23 protein-coding genes are annotated in these 17993 nt (G+C 48.8%); 15 read left to right on the top strand and 8 right to left on the bottom strand.

Going from position 1 to position 17993, the window contains the following annotated elements; translation table 11 throughout:
* The first annotated feature begins 55 nt into the window (after positions 1 to 55).
* The 3 genes from BMW97_RS05870 to BMW97_RS05860 all read left to right on the top strand — a co-directional run bounded on the left by BMW97_RS05870 (position 56) and on the right by BMW97_RS05860 (position 1948).
* On the top strand, positions 56 to 793 hold the full coding sequence (locus BMW97_RS05870; protein WP_008500850.1) for a phosphatase: 738 nt from the start codon (positions 56 to 58) through the stop codon (positions 791 to 793).
* 21 nt (positions 794 to 814) lie between these two features.
* Positions 815 to 1369: a TorD/DmsD family molecular chaperone gene (locus BMW97_RS05865; RefSeq protein ID WP_045908295.1), complete on the top strand. Its 555-nt coding sequence runs from the start codon at positions 815 to 817 to the stop codon at positions 1367 to 1369.
* 96 nt (positions 1370 to 1465) lie between these two features.
* The gene (locus tag BMW97_RS05860) at positions 1466 to 1948 is read left to right on the top strand and encodes a DUF1097 domain-containing protein (RefSeq protein WP_074180321.1); all 483 of its coding nucleotides are present in this window, start codon (positions 1466 to 1468) and stop codon (positions 1946 to 1948) included.
* 43 nt (positions 1949 to 1991) lie between these two features.
* On the opposite strand, the gene csgG is transcribed toward BMW97_RS05860, so the two are convergent.
* From csgG to csgD, 4 genes are read right to left on the bottom strand one after another with little or no spacing between them, the layout of a single operon-like run.
* On the bottom strand, positions 1992 to 2825 hold the full coding sequence (csgG, locus tag BMW97_RS05855; RefSeq protein ID WP_045357119.1) for a curli production assembly/transport protein CsgG: 834 nt from the start codon (positions 2823 to 2825) through the stop codon (positions 1992 to 1994).
* 26 nt (positions 2826 to 2851) lie between these two features.
* On the bottom strand, positions 2852 to 3265 hold the full coding sequence (gene csgF / locus BMW97_RS05850; RefSeq protein ID WP_023311106.1) for a curli production assembly/transport protein CsgF: 414 nt from the start codon (positions 3263 to 3265) through the stop codon (positions 2852 to 2854).
* 23 nt (positions 3266 to 3288) lie between these two features.
* On the bottom strand, positions 3289 to 3678 hold the full coding sequence (csgE, locus tag BMW97_RS05845) for a curli production assembly/transport protein CsgE (RefSeq protein ID WP_008500845.1): 390 nt from the start codon (positions 3676 to 3678) through the stop codon (positions 3289 to 3291).
* 4 nt (positions 3679 to 3682) lie between these two features.
* Complete coding sequence (gene csgD, locus BMW97_RS05840; protein WP_021240790.1) at positions 3683 to 4333, bottom strand: biofilm master transcriptional regulator CsgD; 651 nt, start codon at positions 4331 to 4333, stop codon at positions 3683 to 3685.
* A 764-nt stretch (positions 4334 to 5097) separates the two neighbouring features.
* On the opposite strand from csgD, the gene csgB reads away from it, so the two are divergent.
* The 5 genes from csgB to ymdB all read left to right on the top strand — a co-directional run bounded on the left by csgB (position 5098) and on the right by ymdB (position 7569).
* A complete protein-coding gene (gene csgB / locus BMW97_RS05835) occupies positions 5098 to 5553 on the top strand; it encodes a curli minor subunit CsgB (protein WP_045908293.1) in 456 nt (151 codons plus the stop codon).
* A gap of 41 nt (positions 5554 to 5594) precedes the next feature.
* The gene (csgA, locus tag BMW97_RS05830) at positions 5595 to 6047 is read left to right on the top strand and encodes a curli major subunit CsgA (RefSeq protein ID WP_008500842.1); all 453 of its coding nucleotides are present in this window, start codon (positions 5595 to 5597) and stop codon (positions 6045 to 6047) included.
* 60 nt (positions 6048 to 6107) lie between these two features.
* The gene (gene csgC / locus BMW97_RS05825) at positions 6108 to 6440 is read left to right on the top strand and encodes a curli assembly chaperone CsgC (RefSeq protein ID WP_045908292.1); all 333 of its coding nucleotides are present in this window, start codon (positions 6108 to 6110) and stop codon (positions 6438 to 6440) included.
* Positions 6441 to 6600: 160 nt separating this feature from the next.
* Positions 6601 to 6921 carry a type 1 fimbrial protein gene (locus BMW97_RS05820; protein ID WP_045908291.1) on the top strand — a complete coding sequence of 107 codons (321 nt, stop codon included), beginning with the start codon at positions 6601 to 6603 and terminating at the stop codon, positions 6919 to 6921.
* 105 nt (positions 6922 to 7026) lie between these two features.
* A complete protein-coding gene (gene ymdB, locus BMW97_RS05815) occupies positions 7027 to 7569 on the top strand; it encodes an O-acetyl-ADP-ribose deacetylase (protein WP_045908290.1) in 543 nt (180 codons plus the stop codon).
* Positions 7570 to 7603: 34 nt separating this feature from the next.
* Here the strand turns inward: ymdB and mdoC are convergent, their stop codons facing one another.
* Positions 7604 to 8743 carry a glucans biosynthesis protein MdoC gene (gene mdoC, locus BMW97_RS05810; protein WP_045908289.1) on the bottom strand — a complete coding sequence of 380 codons (1140 nt, stop codon included), beginning with the start codon at positions 8741 to 8743 and terminating at the stop codon, positions 7604 to 7606.
* A gap of 254 nt (positions 8744 to 8997) precedes the next feature.
* Between mdoC and mdoG the strand changes: the two genes are divergently transcribed.
* The 3 genes from mdoG (at position 8998) to BMW97_RS05790 (ending at position 13384) form a co-directional block, all read left to right on the top strand.
* The gene (gene mdoG / locus BMW97_RS05800) at positions 8998 to 10551 is read left to right on the top strand and encodes a glucans biosynthesis protein MdoG (protein WP_021240787.1); all 1554 of its coding nucleotides are present in this window, start codon (positions 8998 to 9000) and stop codon (positions 10549 to 10551) included.
* Positions 10544 to 13072 carry a glucans biosynthesis glucosyltransferase MdoH gene (gene mdoH / locus BMW97_RS05795; protein WP_045908288.1) on the top strand — a complete coding sequence of 843 codons (2529 nt, stop codon included), beginning with the start codon at positions 10544 to 10546 and terminating at the stop codon, positions 13070 to 13072. Before mdoG ends, mdoH begins: the two co-directional genes overlap by 8 nt.
* An 84-nt stretch (positions 13073 to 13156) precedes the next feature.
* Positions 13157 to 13384, top strand: coding sequence for a YceK/YidQ family lipoprotein (locus BMW97_RS05790; protein WP_008500835.1), 228 nt, complete (start codon positions 13157 to 13159; stop codon positions 13382 to 13384).
* Between the two features lie 6 nt (positions 13385 to 13390).
* Here BMW97_RS05790 and BMW97_RS05785 read toward each other — a convergent pair whose 3' ends face one another.
* The gene (locus tag BMW97_RS05785) at positions 13391 to 13780 is read right to left on the bottom strand and encodes a MysB family protein (protein WP_045908287.1); all 390 of its coding nucleotides are present in this window, start codon (positions 13778 to 13780) and stop codon (positions 13391 to 13393) included.
* Positions 13781 to 14078: 298 nt separating this feature from the next.
* Here BMW97_RS05785 and BMW97_RS05780 point away from each other — a divergent pair, with 298 nt between their 5' ends.
* Positions 14079 to 14759 carry a DUF2778 domain-containing protein gene (locus BMW97_RS05780; protein WP_368086724.1) on the top strand — a complete coding sequence of 227 codons (681 nt, stop codon included), beginning with the start codon at positions 14079 to 14081 and terminating at the stop codon, positions 14757 to 14759.
* 283 nt (positions 14760 to 15042) lie between these two features.
* Here the strand turns inward: BMW97_RS05780 and BMW97_RS05770 are convergent, their stop codons facing one another.
* Positions 15043 to 15789 carry a hypothetical protein gene (locus BMW97_RS05770; protein WP_045908285.1) on the bottom strand — a complete coding sequence of 249 codons (747 nt, stop codon included), beginning with the start codon at positions 15787 to 15789 and terminating at the stop codon, positions 15043 to 15045.
* 275 nt (positions 15790 to 16064) lie between these two features.
* On the opposite strand from BMW97_RS05770, the gene BMW97_RS05765 reads away from it, so the two are divergent.
* From BMW97_RS05765 to tnpA, 3 genes are all read left to right on the top strand, one after another.
* Positions 16065 to 16349 (top strand): hypothetical protein, encoded by a 285-nt coding sequence (locus tag BMW97_RS05765; RefSeq protein WP_045908284.1) that lies wholly within the window; start codon positions 16065 to 16067, stop codon positions 16347 to 16349.
* A gap of 47 nt (positions 16350 to 16396) precedes the next feature.
* Positions 16397 to 16690 carry a hypothetical protein gene (locus tag BMW97_RS05760; protein ID WP_045908283.1) on the top strand — a complete coding sequence of 98 codons (294 nt, stop codon included), beginning with the start codon at positions 16397 to 16399 and terminating at the stop codon, positions 16688 to 16690.
* Positions 16691 to 16843: 153 nt separating this feature from the next.
* The gene (gene tnpA / locus BMW97_RS05755; protein WP_090392583.1) at positions 16844 to 17278 is read left to right on the top strand and encodes an IS200/IS605 family transposase; all 435 of its coding nucleotides are present in this window, start codon (positions 16844 to 16846) and stop codon (positions 17276 to 17278) included.
* A 75-nt stretch (positions 17279 to 17353) separates the two neighbouring features.
* Here the strand turns inward: tnpA and BMW97_RS05750 are convergent, their stop codons facing one another.
* Entirely contained in the window at positions 17354 to 17983 is a 630-nt protein-coding gene (locus tag BMW97_RS05750; RefSeq protein ID WP_045910175.1) for a hypothetical protein, read from the bottom strand.
* Between the last annotated feature and the right edge of the window lie 10 nt (positions 17984 to 17993).

Genomic DNA, 17993 nt, shown 5'->3' with positions numbered 1-17993 from the left:
TAATATTCGCCGCTGATAACTGCTATCCTTTGGAAAAACCGCAGAGGAGAGAGAGATGTATCCCGTTGACCTGCATATGCACACCGTCGCCAGTACCCACGCGTATAGCAACCTCCATGATTATATCGCCCAGGCGAAGCTTAAGGGGATTAAGCTGTTCGCGATCACCGATCATGGCCCGGACATGGCGGATGCGCCGCACTACTGGCATTTTGTGAATATGCGGATCTGGCCACGTCTGGTGGACGGCATTGGGATACTGCGAGGCATCGAGGCGAATATCAAAAATACCGACGGTGAGATCGACTGCACCGGCCCGATGCTGACGTCTCTGGACCTTATCCTCGCCGGTTTCCACGAGCCGGTTTTTGCACCTCAGGATAAAGAGACCAACACCGCGGCGATGATTGCCACCATTGCCAGCGGCAATGTGCATATTATCAGCCACCCCGGCAACCCGAAGTACCCGATTGATATTCAGGCTGTCGCGCAGGCGGCAGCGAAGCACCGCGTGGCGCTGGAGATTAACAACTCCTCCTTTGTTCACTCGCGTAAGGGCAGTGAAGCCAACTGCCGCGAAGTGGCGGCCGCCGTCCGCGATGCGGGCGGCATGGTGGCGCTGGGTTCGGATTCCCATACCGCCTTCACGCTGGGCGATTTCAGCGAGTGCCTGAAGGTGCTGAATGACGTTAACTTCCCGGAAGCCCAAATCCTGAACGTCACCCCGCGCCGCATGCTCGATTTCCTCGAATCGCGCGGCATGGAGCCGATTGCCGAATTTGCCGATCTTTAATTGTGTAATGGAATAATAAAAATGAACGAGTTTTCCATCCTTTGCCGCGTGCTGGGTACGCTCTATTATCGCCAGCCGCAAGACCCGCTGTTGGTTCCGCTTTTTACGTTAATTCGTGAAGGTAAACTGGCGGAGAACTGGCCGCTGGAACAGGATGATTTACTGGCGCGTCTGCAAAAAAGCTGCGACATGCAGCAGATTGCGACCGATTACAATGCGCTGTTCGTCGGTGAAGAGTGCCGCGTTTCGCCATACCGTTCTGCCTGGCAGGAAGGGGCGACGGAAGCGGAAGTCCGTGCTTTCCTCTCCACCCGCGGTATGCCGCTAAGCGATACGCCAGCCGATCATATCGGTACGCTGCTGCTTGCTGCCTCCTGGATCGAAGACAACGCCGGGGATGATGAAAACGAAGCCATCGAAACCCTCTTCGAAACGTATCTGCTGCCGTGGGTCGGCACATTCCTGGGTAAAGTCGAAGCCCATGCCACCTCGCCATTCTGGAGAACGCTGGCACCGCTGACCCGCGACGCGATCGCGGCGATGTGGGATGAGCTGGAAGAAGAGAATGAAGAGTGATTTAGATCACATAAATCCTGCAACTCCGCATTTCAATTTGCACATAATGTGCTTCTGATCGCATTTCTGTGGTGCGCTTCTGCTAAGATGCGCGCCATGAACATATTACTTTCTATCGCAATAACGACGGGCATTCTCTCCGGACTCTGGGGATGGGTGGCCGTGTCTCTCGGATTGCTCAGCTGGGCCGGATTCCTTGGCTGTACGGCCTATTTCGCCTGCCCGCAGGGGGGCGTCAAAGGGCTCTTTATCTCTGGCTGCACGCTGATGAGCGGTGTTATCTGGGCGCTGGTGATCATGAAAGGCAGCGCGCTGGCGCCGCATCTGGAGATACTGGGGTACGTAATGACGGGCGTGGTTGCCTTCCTGATGTGCGTTCAGGCTAAGCATCTGCTGCTTTCGTTTGTGCCGGGAACCTTTATGGGAGCGTGCGCGACCTTTGCAGGGCAGGGTGACTGGAAGCTGGTGGTGCCTTCCCTGGCGCTGGGGTTGCTGTTTGGCTATGCCATGAAAAACAGCGGTCTTTGGCTGGCGTCGCGGCGGGAAAAAGCGCAAAACATCACGGCGGTGAGCGAATAAAAAAAGGCGAGATAATCATCTCGCCTTTTTTATGCGCTTCCTGTCAGGATTCCGGAGGGACTGACATATCGCGGTATTTCACCAGTATCGGGTTCTGCACGTCTGCTTTGTTTTGCAGATCCCACAGCCCGCGGTCAATACCGTCGTTGATTAAGAAGATCACGCCGGTTTCAATGGCTGACATCAGACACATCATGACCGGCTCGTTAGAGGTGTAACCAATTTCACCCTCAAGCAAACGCTGGTAATCGATGAAGCGGAATACCCCTGCCTGAACTTCATAGGACAGTATGGTTTTGCTGGTGGTCACCGAAGAGAGCACTTCGCCTGTACTGACGTTAACCACACGCAGGTTAACGGCGATTTGGTCGAGCTGGTACTGGGTATCCGCACCGATACCGAAGTACCGCGCGCCCGCACCACCCGATTTAACGTTACTTTCGTAACCAATAATCGATCCTTCAATCATCACGTTTGCTGCCGCCAGAGATTCCAGAGGCGTGCGGTTATTGGCCGCGACGGTACCATTCTCCTGTGCGGCACGAATGATTTTCCGTTCATTCAACAGGTTCTGAAGACCCTGACGTTCCAGCGGAATAAACCAGTGCGAATCCTTGAGTGCGGTAACCAGCATCGCGGTGGCGCTTTGCGGCACGGCCGTGGAGAAGTTACTTGCCGGGTAAGGTTTGAATTGCCCGGTTTCGTCCTGAATGTTGTATACGGAGACAAATATTTTCCCCGTTGGAGCAGGTAAATGCGTTAAATCACGATAACTCTGGGCCCGAGGCATTAATGTTGGTTTTGCAGCTTCTTTAGGTGGAGCAGTTAAACAACCGCTCAATAAGCACACTGCAACAAATATCAGGAAGCGCTGCATGATCGTTGTCCTTATTTAGCTATTGTTTAAAAGTCAGTTGAATTACTTTGAAGACCGGAAACCTGAATGGTGGATATTCTTCCGGTTTTACGATCGGTCACGTTCAGCTGAAGCTGTCCATCAGTGTTGGCGATATCAACGATAAAGTCGTTGGTCACCATCCGGCCGGGTTTACCGGTATTAATGTTGGTCAATAACCCGCCTAAAATCTGCGACTGGATAGCCTGAGTGAAGTTGTCCAGGGCGGATGGGGTATCAATGCTAAAATCCTTTAAGCTTGGGTCCTTATAGGAGTTTTGCGCCTGAGCCTCATTCAGCAGAAACGCACCGTTGTTAGGGTTACCGCCAAAGTTAGGGTTACGGAACTGAAACGTCATGTTTCCGGCCCAGCTTATGGGGGTGATCAGCATTATCGAAACAACTGCATATGCAATACGCATGACAGCCTCCGCATATCGGTTCGCTAGAACTCGTCTTTTGCTAAATCGCTGGTGCTTAATAGGGCTTTATCTATTTGCAGGCGATTAATAGCGTCTTCTGATTGTGCCAGTGCTAAGGCTACGTTTTTATCGAAGTCCATTTTTGTGGGGAATAAAAACGTTTGATAAATAACGTACTGATTGGCCGTTATTGTTATCCAACTTCCCCATCGTGCACTGGGCCGCTCGTTGATTGTTATATTTCCGGTATAGGTACTGTCCCATTTGTCACTGAAGGCCCGGTAAAAACTGTGCCCGACCGATGAGACAGTGTGGTCTGTTAACAATCCGGGAACTTCGACCTCGACGGCCTTCAGATTCCCTGCAGCGAGCAGGAAACTCGCTGCGGCGATCCAACTCAACGTGCGTTTCATGTGATTAACGCCTGAGGTTATCGTTAGCCCACGAAACCGCCTGAGTTCGGTTTTTCACAGCTATCTTCTTGAAAAGATTATAAAGGTGCGTCTTTACCGTATTTTCGCTGATAAATAACGAACGGGCGATTTCAATATTTGAAGCACCAATGCGTAACTTATTCAGGATCTCTTTCTCACGGTGCGTGAGCAGTGCTGACTCTGAGCTGTTATAGCGATAATTTCCGGAGTGCGTAATGAGATAGCTTGCAAGCTTTTGCGAAAAATAACACTCGCCGCGCAATATACCTTGCAGGCCCTCAACCACCCGGTCTTCTTCTTCCGTGACGTAGAACACGCCATTGATATGCGGCCAGCTTTCAATATCTCTGAAGGGATATTCGTCAGGTGTATTCAACAATAGCACGCGGATATTATTGTTTTTCCTGCTTAAAATATCCTGCCAGTAATGGATAAGCTTTTTATCAGCTTCCATCATATCGAACAGAATGATGCTGCCAGGGGCAATATCATCAAAAGAACGTTGAATATTATGCAATTTCCCGTTCAGTGATAAAGATTGCTTTAAATGTTGTAATAACGCTGTCGCTTGCAAAGAAGGTTTTGTGATCAACAGTAATGTATGACCATGTAAACTATGGACTTCATTATACATGATGAAACCCCACTTTTTTTGGCACCTGGCAGCTGCCCTCCTGTTTATTAGAGGACACCAGAAGTACTGACAGATGTTGCACTGCTGTGTGTAGAATCAGACCATAACCTCCACAGGGAGGTAAATATAAAACCAATTTCGTACATCTAATTTCAATCTAGCTTTTACGAAGTTTAAAGCAAGTGTTAAACATGTAACTGAATGTAAAAATCAATATTAATTTGTGAAATTATCTTGTAATGAATGGCGAGAAATGATGAGAAAGTTGTACATATTAATAGAGGTGCACAGATTTTAAAAATCATACAAATATTTATAATTATTTGATTTATAGGGTTATTTGTTATTTTGATGAAACGATAATTAAGTATGAGTTACAGGTTGGTTCTAAGTCCAGGAATGAGCAGTGGTCTGGCTTAAGAAAACAGGTGTCGTGTCACGCACTGAGAAAAAATGTTCTTCAGCCGTTACGTTTAAACACCCCGGGAAGACCCGTGGACAGCCTTCGCCTCGCTGTACAACCCTTTCGCAAAACACCTGTAATAAAAAATATAAGCTGGCCTGAATAAAGTGTTTTTTGATGTAAATTACGACTTTGTGGTGATCTGAAAAATAAAAATAAGCCGCGCGGGTGAGATATTTAAAATGTTTCAGCGGACATACTCTTCACCGTAACGACGCGTTAACACAATACGAATCGTTTTTACAATTAACACGGTTATACGGTTATGGCGTGATTCAATAACCAGGTCCAGGGTGACAACATGAAATACACATCGTTATTTATGGTGTTAACATTACTGGGTGCGCCTGGATTTGTAACCGCAGCGAATTCAGATTTAGCCAATCCTGAATATAACTTTGCGGTTAACGAATTAAGTCTTTCATCACTCAATCAGGCAGCCATTATTGGTCAACAGGGTGTTTTCAATGACGCTCAGGTTCGCCAGGAGGGTTCAAAACTCTTGTCCATTGTTTCCCAGGATGGGGCAGGTAACAGAGCGAGAGTTGATCAATCAGGGGGTTACAATATTGCCTGGATCGATCAGAGCGGTAACGCGAATGATGCAGGTATTACGCAAGATGGATACGGTAATAGCGCGAAAATTATCCAGAAAGGGTCGGGTAATAGAGCAAATATTACGCAGTACGGTACGCAGAAAACCGCAGTTGTAGTGCAGAAACAGTCGCAAATGGCGATTAACGTTATTCAACATTAGCGCCTTCGCGACGACTTTAATCAATCCGATGGGGGTTTACCATGAAATTTCTCAAAGTGGCAGCGCTTGCAGCAATCGTAGTTTCTGGTAGTGCTATGGCGGGTTCTATTAATCAGGGCGGCTGGGGTCATGGACATGGTCATGGCGGATACAGTGGCCCAAATTCAACCCTGAATATTTATCAGGACGGTGGCGGTAACTCCGCGGTTGCTCTGCAGACAGACGCCAGAAATTCCGTGCTGAATATTACCCAGAAAGGTGGCGGTAACGGCGCTGACGTTGGTCAGGGTTCTGATGACAGTAAAATCAACCTGACCCAGAAAGGATTTGGCAACAGTGCAACACTTGATCAGTGGAACAGTAAAAAATCTGTTATGAACGTTAGCCAGTCCGGCGGCTTTAACGGTGCCCTCGTAGACCAGACTGCTTCTAACTCTACTGTCAACGTTACCCAGATCGGCTTCGGTAACCACGCGACAGCTCATCAGTACTGATACTGAAATCTGTGCTACAAAAAACAGGGCTGATGCCCTGTTTTTTTTCGGGAGTTCATCATGAATACCTTAATTCTCCTTGCCGCGCTTTCCAGCCAGATAACCTTCAAAACGTCGCAGCAGGAAAATATGACCACCATTATTCCCCAGGTCACTCTGGCGCAGCCGTGTGATTGTCAGGTTCAGATTGTTTCCGTTCGGGAAGGGCAGGGGGGACAAAGTTCGTCCCGACAGCAAAATACCTTTTTTATACCCGCTAATCAGACGATTGATTTAATGCGCCTGAGTTTAAATATTAACGCAGGAGACACGGTAAAAATCGTTGTCACCGTCTCAGATGGAAAATCGCTTCATTTATCACAACAGTGGTCGCCAGCGGGAAGTTCGATCTAAAAATTCATGTAATCAATGGCTTGCGAATGTGGCGGGTCTGCACCGTTGAGCTATGCTGATATCAGGGACCAGGTCATTATGTTCCTTAACGTGAGACTTCGTTTGTTATAATGAAGTGCGTTTACCCCTCAAGGACGATTTTCATTGAGGAGTACCTATAATGAACCACTCTTTCGCTCGACTCGTGACGGGTCTGGGCCTGATCGTTTCTGTTTTTAGCCTCCCGGTTTATTCCGCTACCATTGTGAACGGTGGCGTCATTCATTTTCGCGGTGCCATTGTTGCCGACCCCTGTGAAGTTTCGCCGCATCAGAGACAGTTTGCCTTGTCCTGCCCGGATAATAATCGTATGCAAACGCGCATGGTCAGCTATGAAGAGGCGCTTAATGGCCACGTGTCCGATTCGAACCTGGCATCGCTGCGCATGAAATACCTCAACCCTGAAAAAACGCTCGCGGTTGTCGAAATACAGTATCGATAACGCTCTCTCTTCCGCTTTGTGCGGAAGAGGATTTTTTCTGATAGTTTTTTCTCCCGGGCAGCCCTGCGATACACTTAAGAAAAAGGCGGGTTGCAGAGGGGCTTTATGAAACCGCAAATTGAAGTTATTCATGGCGATATTACGACCATGCACGTCGACGTCATCGTCAATGCGGCCAATCCCTCCCTGATGGGGGGAGGCGGTGTGGACGGGGCTATCCACCGGGCTGCCGGACCGCAGCTGCTGGAAGCCTGCAAAACCGTGCGGCAACAGCAGGGTGAGTGTCCTCCCGGTCATGCGGTCATTACGCTTGCGGGGGATCTGCCTGCCAGAGCGGTCATTCACGCCGTAGGGCCTGTCTGGCACGGTGGCGATCGGCATGAGGCGAGTATTCTGGAAGAGGCGTACCGGAACTGTCTGCGGCTGGCTGCCGACAACGGCTATAAAACAATGGCGTTTCCGGCCATCAGTACCGGTGTGTATGGCTATCCTAAGGCGGCTGCCGCGACGATCGCCGTCGAAACCGTTTACCGCTACCTGTCGCTAAAACCGATGCCTGAGAAGGTTATCTTTGTCTGTTTCGACGAAGAAACTACCCACCTTTATCAACGGTTGCTGACCCAGCGCGGGCAGGAACTGGACACCTGAAGAAAGCGCGGCGCACTCAGTGCGCCGCGGTTGTTTATGAGGCTTTTACCTGTGGTTTTCCTGAAAAGAGGAAACGCAGGAGCGGGATCCGCAGATGGATTTCATAGAGCACGATCGCAATCCCCACGACAAACACCAGACCGGTAAAGAACCCCAGCGTGTTGGAGGCGATATGCGGGGTGATATAAGCCCCGAAGAAAAGCGTTAACGGGTGATGCACCAGATAAATAAACAGCGAAGCATTGACGAAGTAGGTCACACGGCTGGACTTAAAGTTCAGCAGGCGATGGCCGAGCGCGAATACCACGTTCACCATCCACAAACCCAGCAGCATGGTGATCACGCTTTCCGTTTCGTACATCCAGGCGTCGCCGCTGCCGTAGCGCTGATTCAGCAGATAGGCTGCGAACGCGAAGGCCGCACCTATCGCGCACCACGGTGACGGAGTGGTAAACAGTGCTTTCAGCTTCGGATAAATAAACGCCAGCGCGCCGATTAAAAAGAACGGGATGTAGAACAGCGACTGCATCACCACGAAATTAAAGAGCCCGTCGCTTAAAATCGGCGAATAGACGATAAGCAGGGTCCGTCGCACGGCAGCATAAGCGATCCCCAACAGCAAGAAGAGCACTGACAGTTTGCCCATCGTAACGTTGGCGAAAAAGGTGTCTGCTGTCGAACTCAGGTGGTGGCGCAGGCGGCTAAAAATGAACAGACTCACCGTGGTGAGCACCACCAGGACCAGCAGGAACCACAGGTGAGACACCAGCTCCCAGACCAGCGTATTGTACTTTTCATACAGCGACAGATTCGGCCAGTTCTCCGCTTTGCCTTTGACGTACTGCAGCATAATGAACTGAGGCAGCGTCAGCAGCGGAATCGCGGTCAGCATGGGGATCCCCACGCGCTCGACGCGCACCTTCCACCAGCGTTTAAGCGGGTATCGCAGAAACAGCATGTAAGAGAAATAGCCGGAGATGACAAAAAACACCTGCATACGGAAGGCGTGAATAAAGTCATTAAACAGCGTCAGCCACCAGGACGGCATCTGGCTATTCACATGCCAGGTGTGGCTGGAGTAAATCAGTGATATGTGAAAAGGGATCCCCAATAGCATCAGCCATGCCCGGATCGAGTCGAGGAAATATTCACGTTCTGTTGGTGTTGTGCTCATATAACGTTGTGCATTCTCAGACTTTTCGTCTTATCCCTAAGACTCATAATGGTTACATTCGAAAGCAACCCTACACCAAGACCGACACCCTGTCTCCAGGATAAGCACGCAAAGTGAATAATGGGTTCTTTCATTTGCTTAATCCATGAGCCAGCAGCTGAACAAAGCAGTGATAATGTTGTCGGATTGCCTGAGTTTCCATTAAAATGGATCGGATCGATATAAGCACACAAAGGGGGAAGTGCTTACTTATTATGAAACATAAACCACAGATGATGAAAATGCGTTGGTTAGGTGCTGCAGTGGTGTTATCACTGTATACCTCATCGGCACTGGCCTTTAACATCGACGATGTCGCAAAACAGGCAAAATCGATGGCGGGCAAGAGCTACGAAGCGCCGAAAAGTAACTTGCCCTCCGTTTTCCGCGATATGAAATATGCGGACTATCAGCAGATCCAGTTCAATCACGACAAAGCCTACTGGAGCAACATCAAGACCCCGTTCAAGCTTGAGTTTTATCATCAGGGTATGTATTTCGACACGCCTGTTGCCATCAATGAAGTGACGGCCACAGCGGTACGTAAGATTAAATACAGCCCGGATTACTTCAATTTTGGCAATGTGCAACACGACAAAGATACGGTGAAAGACCTGGGCTTCGCTGGCTTTAAGGTGCTTTACCCGATCAACAGCAAAGATAAAAACGACGAAATCGTCAGCATGCTTGGTGCCAGCTATTTCCGCGTGATTGGCGCGGGGCAGGTATACGGGCTTTCTGCGCGCGGACTGGCTATTGATACCGCGCTGCCATCAGGTGAAGAATTCCCACGTTTCCGTGAGTTCTGGATTGAACGTCCAAAACCAACGGACAAACGTCTGACTATCTATGCGCTGCTGGATTCTCCGCGTGCGACCGGTGCCTATCGCTTTGTGATCATGCCGGGTCGTGACACGGTGGTTGACGTGCAGTCTAAGGTTTACCTGCGTGATAAAGTGGGCAAACTGGGCGTTGCGCCGCTGACCAGTATGTTCCTGTTTGGGCCGAACCAGCCGTCACCAGCAACCAACTTCCGCCCGGAACTGCATGACTCCAACGGTCTGTCTATTCACGCCGGTAACGGCGAGTGGATCTGGCGTCCGCTGAACAACCCGAAACATCTGGCGGTGAGCAGCTTCGCAATGGAAAACCCACAAGGTTTTGGCCTGCTGCAGCGTGGTCGTCAGTTCTCCCGCTTTGAAGATCTGGACGACCGCTATGACCAGCGTCCAAGCGCCTGGGTCACGCCAAACGGTGACTGGGGTAAAGGTAAGGTCGAGCTGGTAGAAATTCCAACCAATGACGAAACCAACGATAACATCGTCGCTTACTGGACACCGGATCAGCTGCCGGAAGCCGGTAAAGAGATGAACTTCAAGTACACCATCACCTTCAGCCGCGACGAAGATAAGCTGCATGCGCCGGATAACGCCTATGTCATGCAGACTCGCCGCTCAACGGGTGATGTGAAGCAGTCTAATCTTATCCGTCAGCCTGACGGTACCGTGGCCTTTGTCGTGGACTTCACAGGCCAGGATATGAAGAAACTGTCACCGGACACTGCCGTTGCCGCTCAGGCCAGCATCGGTGATAACGGTGAAATCGTTGAGAATACCGTGCGTTACAACCCGGTAACCAAAGGCTGGCGTCTGACCCTGCGCGTGAAAGTGAAAGATCCGAAACAGACCACTGAAATGCGTGCAGCGCTGGTCAGTAACGATCAGCCACTGAGTGAAACCTGGAGCTATCAGCTACCTGCCAATGAATAATACATCTGAATATATTGATGCCATGCCGCTGACGGATATCGAAAAAGCGGCACTGCCTAAGAGCGACATCCGCGCGGTTCACACCGCGCTGGATGGTGAACATCGTCAGTTTTCCCGTGATGATGATACGCCGCTGGGGTCAGTAAAGGCACGTCTGGAGCAGGCCTGGCCGGACTCGCTGGCAGAAGGGCAGTTGATTAAAGACGACGAAGGGCGCGATCAGCTTCAGGCGATGCCAAAGGCCACGCGTTCCTCAATGTTCCCCGATCCGTGGCGCACCAACCCGGTGGGCCGCTTCTGGGATCGCCTGCGCGGGCGTGATGTGACGCCGCGCTATCTGTCACGCCTGACGAAAGAAGAGCAGGCTTCCGAACAGAAATGGCGTACCGTGGGGACCATCCGTCGCTACATCCTGCTGCTACTGACGCTGGCGCAGACGGTCGTTGCGACCTGGTATATGAAAACCATCCTGCCTTATCAGGGCTGGGCGTTTATCAACCCGACGGACATGATGGGCCAGGATCTCTGGGTCTCCTTCATGCAGCTGCTGCCGTACATCCTGCAGAGCGGCATCCTTCTGCTGTTCGCGGTTCTCTTCTGCTGGGTCTCGGCTGGTTTCTGGACCGCGCTGATGGGCTTCCTGCAGCTGCTGATGGGGCGTGACAAATACAGCATTTCGGCGTCAACGGTCGGGGATGAACCCCTCAATCCTGAGCACCGTACCGCGCTAATTATGCCTATCTGTAACGAAGACGTTGACCGCGTGTTTGCGGGCCTGCGTGCCACCTGGGAGTCCGTAAAGGCGACCGGCAACGCGGAGCATTTCGACGTCTACATCCTGAGCGACAGTTACAACCCGGATATCTGCGTGGCGGAACAAAAAGCGTGGATGGAGCTGATTGCGGAAGTGCAGGGCGAAGGGCAGATCTTCTACCGTCGCCGCCGTCGTCGTGTGAAGCGTAAAAGCGGTAACATCGATGACTTCTGCCGTCGCTGGGGTAATCAGTACAGTTATATGGTCGTGCTGGATGCGGACTCCGTCATGAGCGGTGACTGCCTGAGCGGTCTGGTGCGTCTGATGGAAGCCAACCCGAACGCGGGTATCATTCAGTCTTCGCCAAAAGCCTCCGGTATGGACACGCTCTATGCGCGCTGCCAGCAGTTCGCCACCCGTGTTTACGGGCCGCTGTTTACGGCGGGTCTGCACTTCTGGCAACTGGGTGAATCGCACTACTGGGGTCACAACGCCATTATCCGCGTGAAGCCGTTCATTGAACACTGTGCGCTGGCGCCGCTGCCGGGCGAGGGTTCGTTTGCCGGTTCTATTCTGTCGCATGACTTCGTGGAAGCGGCGCTGATGCGTCGTGCTGGCTGGGGCGTCTGGATTGCCTACGACCTGCCGGGATCGTACGAAGAGCTGCCGCCGAACCTGCTGGACGAACTCAAGCGTGACCGCCGCTGGTGTCACGGTAACCTGATGAACTTCCGCCTGTTCCTGGTGAAAGGGATGCACCCGGTTCACCGTGCAGTGTTCCTGACGGGCGTGATGTCTTATCTCTCCGCACCGCTGTGGTTTATGTTCCTTGCGCTCTCTACTGCGCTGCAGGTCGTGCATGCCCTGACGGAGCCGCAATACTTCCTGCAACCGCGGCAGCTGTTCCCGGTGTGGCCACAGTGGCGCCCGGAACTGGCGATTGCGCTGTTTGCCTCCACCATGGTGCTGTTGTTCCTGCCTAAGCTGCTCAGCATCATTCTGATCTGGTGCAAAGGCTCGAAAGAGTACGGCGGTTTCTTCCGCGTGACCCTTTCACTGCTGCTGGAAGTGCTGTTCTCCGTGCTGCTGGCACCTGTGCGTATGCTGTTCCACACCGTGTTCGTGGTCAGTGCGTTCCTGGGCTGGGAAGTGGTCTGGAACTCACCGCAGCGTGATGACGACTCCACGCCGTGGAGCGAAGCCTTTATGCGCCACGGTTCTCAGCTGCTGCTGGGTCTGGTGTGGGCGGCCGGGATGGCGTGGCTGGATCTGCGCTTCCTGTTCTGGCTGGCGCCGATTGTCTTCTCGCTGATCCTGTCGCCGTTTGTCTCCGTGATCTCCAGCCGTTCGACGGTGGGGCTGCGGACCAAACGCTGGAAGCTGTTCCTGATCCCGGAAGAGTATTCCCCGCCGCAGGTGCTGGTGGACACCGATCGTTATCTCGAGCAGAACCGCAATCGCACGCTGGATGACGGCTTTATGCACGCCGTGTTTAACCCGTCATTCAACGCCCTGGCAACGGCGATGGCCACCGCGCGCCACCGTGCCAGCCAGGTGCTGGAGATTGCCCGCGATCGTCACGTTGAGCAGGCGCTGAACGAGACCCCGGAAAAACTCAACCGTGACCGTCGTCTGGTCCTGTTGAGCGACCCGGTCACGATGGCGCGTCTTCACTACCGCGTGTGGTCCGCTCCGGAGAGATACTCTTCGTGGGTAAACTACTATAAAGAACTGAAGCTGAACCCGCTGGCGTTGAAGGCGAAGTAAGTGGTTAAGTAGGGCGGGTAAGCGAAGCGCCACCCGCCAGATAAAATACCGGCTTAATCGCCGGTATTTTTTTAGAGGTTACTCATGAGAATAATCATCGTCGTTCTGATGGCATGCCTGCTCAGCGGCTGCGGCAGCATCATCAGCCGCACCATTCCAGGGCAAGGCCACGGGAATCAGTATTACCCGGGCGTGAAATGGGATCTCCGTGACTCCGCATGGCGCTACCTCACCGTGCTGGATCTGCCATTCTCGCTAATTTTCGACACGCTGCTGCTGCCGATCGATGCCAGCCACGGCCCTTACGAGTAGCGTAAATTAACGCTCGTCCCACTCATCGGCTGCGGTTTGACCTTCTTCCGTATCGAGTGGTGGCTCGAGCTGAAATTCGCCCTCATCCCACTCGTGCAGGGTGTTTTCTTCCAGCCATTCCTGCCGCAGTTCGATTTCATCATAGTCACCGTCAAAGACGGCCTGCGCACCTTCACCGCTCAGGACCGGCAGGCATTCCCCTTCTTCACCCTCATCGGCAAAGAATTCGGCCTGCCACATAATATCCCCATCCTGCAGAACGTATTTTTGGATATTAAGTTGTTGCACGTCAGCATCTTCTTCTTCAACGCCGGGGTTATCGGCGAGGAACTCTTCACGAGCGGCATCAATAGCTTCTTCCAGCGTGCTATAAAAAACATATTCTTTAGGGGCCATAATCAGTGCCTCGTCGGTTAATGTTAACAAATGTATAGGTTGGGGTATGCGGATTGTCAAAGCGTATGTCTATAGTAGGATAACCTGCAAGTAACAGGTTGATGCTTTTGGCTTAGATTGATGATTACCCCAGCATCAAGCATTAGAAAAATGCGAAAAAGGGCTGAATGTTCCGACTTTAAGAGTAGTCTACATACCTGACAGAAGCGATTTAAGTGCATTTATAATACATAGATGATTAATCTACCTCTTTTCAGAGTAACGGAACGACGTATATCAAATTGCCGATTAATAGTACATGTATTTAGAATGGCCTATAACTTGTTCCGTTAAAGAACGAGTGCTTTTTCAATACTACTTTCAGAAAATAATTTGGCAATTATTCCAACGGTGCTGTTTGTATTTCTCACGTATGGTAGACTTCCTCTATGCAAACATCAGGGAAAACAGTATGCAAATAATGAGGATGACATACGACGACATTGATAAAAATGGCTATGCCAAATTACACGTCTATGGAATAGGAACTTTCTCGGTATTCAGTGGGCAAAACCCATATACCAATGATCCCAATTGTGCGTTTATGCCTAACAGTGCAATCCCTACTGGACGGTACTGGATCGTTGATAGGCCTACGGGTTCTACTCTTAATCAGATCCGGGCATGGGGGATAGATACAATCACTGGTAACGATCACTCCGAATGGTTTGCACTCTTCAGTGCTCAAACCATGACAGATAGCATTCTGATTAATGGTGTATCGCGTGGTAGTTTCCGTTTGCATCCATTACGGCCAGATGGAACGGGTGTATCAGAGGGATGCATAACATTCCTCAATCGCCCTGATTTCTATACTGTACGTAGTCAGTTGCTCCGTACAAAAAAAGTAAAAGTACCAGGTTCCAGATCTGGATTAATGGCGTATGGCTGGGTGGACGTACAAGGGGGTAGCAACTATGCGAACTGTAGGATTCGTTAAGTATGCAGCCTTATATAGTATCTGCATCATCTTTTCATGGTGGCTATCAAGTTTCGGTAAACCTCTCAATGGGTTTACTCAATGGGTAATGGATACCGCCTATAGTACTTTCGGTTCCGGCCTGAGTGGGTTATATGAAGCTGATGCAGATCCGGTAAGGTTCATTGCCTTAATCGTTATGGTACTCATCTACGCTACGGTACTGTTCCTGCTCATACGCTTAGCCCTCAGAAAGTTCCAGAAAAAAAGAAATTAATTGCAATAAGAAGCCCCGAAAGGGGCTTTATTTTTTTTTGCGGTTTATAAAATCTTTTATTGGTAGATTTTGTGAGTAAACTTTATTTATTTTATCTAATAACTGTTTGTTATTTTTTACTGCGGCATGACGAATATCATTTATTTCTTTTTCAAAGATGTCTTTTGCTATTTTATCAGCAAAGTAAAGGTTCTCGTATTCCCCAAGAGCTATATAAATTCGAGTGAAAATATCATCATATTCTTTAGTTGTTTTTTGAACGAAGTTTTCAATTTCACTTGCGTGTTCACTAATGTCATAATTAGTACGTGAAATTGATTTGAATTGATTTATGATACCATATGATAAGCGATGATATTCATCATTTTTGTTTTCCAACTCTTGATTTAGCTCATCAATATGTGATTTGATTTTAACATCATCACCATCGATTCTAACAGATTCGACAATTTTTTTTGTTAAAGCTAATATCGTATTTTTAGCTCGAAAGCTTAATGTGCGGATATTAGAAAGATCTTTATATACAGCATTTTCAATAATAGTATAAGCTATATCATAATGTTTCTGAGCCATCCAATCCGGTACTTTCATTAACGCGATGATAGCAATTATGAAAGTACCAAATGTCCCAATGGCACTTAACCAATCCGTAAATGATCCCCATTCAAATCCCTTAACATCAGCGAAGAGAACCTTAATGAGTACCAAAACTGCTAAAGTTAATAATACTCCAACAATAGAGATAAGGGTGATATTTGTTTTCCTGCAAACCATCTATAAATGATCCTGTTGTCATGATAATCAGCACAAAGACTTTACCACTGTAAACGAAATCAAGTACACTCACAACCTCATGCCCCCAACGGTGGGTAGGTTTGTTGAAGGTGTGGGTGTGGCGTGAAGCTATTATATGATAATCCTCAGTACTGATTTACTCCCTTCAGTTCACATGTAAGTAAAGAAATTCTACTTAAGGCCGATACTACCCATGATAGGAAATCTGTTGTTGATTTCCTAACTATCATTACTGATAGATTATAAGGGCCAAAATGAAAAAACTATTATTAGCAACATTATTCATGGCGAGTACATCACAGGCCGCTACTATCTCTGAGGGTTTTTACTGCGACAGCTACGGCAATCTGATGAAGATGATTAGTGCTATCTCGACTAAAGATCAGGGGGTGATGTTGAAGATGGTCAAAGCTGGTATTTGCGTTACGGTTGAAGAACCTATGACGATACGTAACGTACAGGTTATGGATCATGGGTTCGTGTCGTTCGGTCATTCCGGCGAAGTAGGGTATTCAGTACAACAATTCATTAAGGACTGATGAAAACAGTTACGGTATAAAATACAGATAATTTATAGGGTGTAACAATGGGAAGGGTGATAGCTGTTGTCATGGTGTTGATAGCATTATTGATCAAACTCGCGGGTGATGATGGCAAGCATGAAGCACAAGCCGAAGAACCGTCTAACCAGCTCACAGATCAGGAGTTACAGGACGCTAAGGATTTCGCTCAGGCTCTTATCCAGCGTGATTACACATGCGATAAACTCACTACGTTTAGCAATGCGAACTTCTCAGGCCGTATAGATGTGTGGTGTGATGATCAGTACCAGTATGAGATAACAAAGCCTGGTGGACGCTGGTTAGTCGAAGCGAAATAACCTACAAAGCCCACTATCATAGTGGGCTTTTATTGTCATCCCTAAACCACCTCCTGGGGAGGTGGTGATTGATCCTGTAAGGCTATAGCCTGAAGAATGCCCATGTCGGAATATCTCTTCTTACTCACCACAAGTAAAAGGAGACAGACTGACATGGGGATTTACAGGAGTTCATCACATGTATATTGGCGTTGCAAATACCACATAGTCTGGACGCCAAAATATCGATTCAGGATCCTCAAAGATAAGCTGGGTAAGGAACTTTACAGGACAATCTACATCCTCTGCGGAATAAAAGGTTGTGAAGTTCTGGAGTTAAATGTTCAACCAGATCATGTACATCTTGTGGTTATCGTGCCGCCTAAAATTTCCATATCAACGTTGATGGGGCATCTTAAAGGTCGCAGTGCCATCAGACTCTACAATCGTTTTCCATATATAAGAAAGAGGTTATGGGGAAACCATTTTTGGTCACGCGGCTACTTTGTCGATACGGTAGGGGTAAACGAAGAGATCATCAGACGATATGTGCGGCATCAGGAGAAAACGGAACAAACGCACGAACAGCAGATGGAATTGCTAGAGTAGAAACAGGAATGAAACAATAGCCCCCCTTACAGGGGGCATTCTAGAAAGCCACCTTCTAAGAAGGTGGTCTTTTACTCATTTGGGAAATATGAAATAGTCGTGCATATTACTTTTGATATTATCTGAATCATGTTTAATGTAATCTTTTAGATCTTCTAATTCCTTATGAACCTCTAGTATCTTTTCATCATCTTGCATGTAAATGCGACCTTGTAATTGATATGAGATATCACAGAATTGCTTCAACCTTTCGAAACACCTGAATGTCTCAGGTAATACGGAAACATTGAATCTTTGACAAGCAAAAAGATTTCCTTTTAGACTAATCGCCCTATATGCTAGTGTTTTAATTTCTCCCCATGTTTGAGATGTGTGAGAATTGCTTGGTTTAATACTTATAACATCCCAATACAACCTTTGAATATTTTCTTCAATCGAATCATATTCACTGATTAAATTGTTAACATGGTTAAAACCTGCTTCATAAGTCTTTTGTTTAAACCAATTGGGGGCAGCCTTATACGCAAGGAAGGCTATATAAGTTGTCGCTATAGACGATCCTGTACTCACCCAATCTGATACGCTACCCCATTCTAAGCCGCTCATACTATTAAAAATCACCTTTGAAAAAGCTATGATAGCGAAGACGAATGAAATTATAACTAGCGAAATTAATATTGTATTCGTCCGTTTTAAATAATCCATGGTCATATCC

The organism is Enterobacter sp. NFIX58, assembly GCF_900110475.1.
GTDB classification, from domain to species: domain Bacteria; phylum Pseudomonadota; class Gammaproteobacteria; order Enterobacterales; family Enterobacteriaceae; genus Enterobacter; species Enterobacter quasiroggenkampii.
The sequence above is the reverse complement of the archived record's forward strand: the minus strand, read 5'-3'. Positions and strand labels throughout refer to the sequence as shown.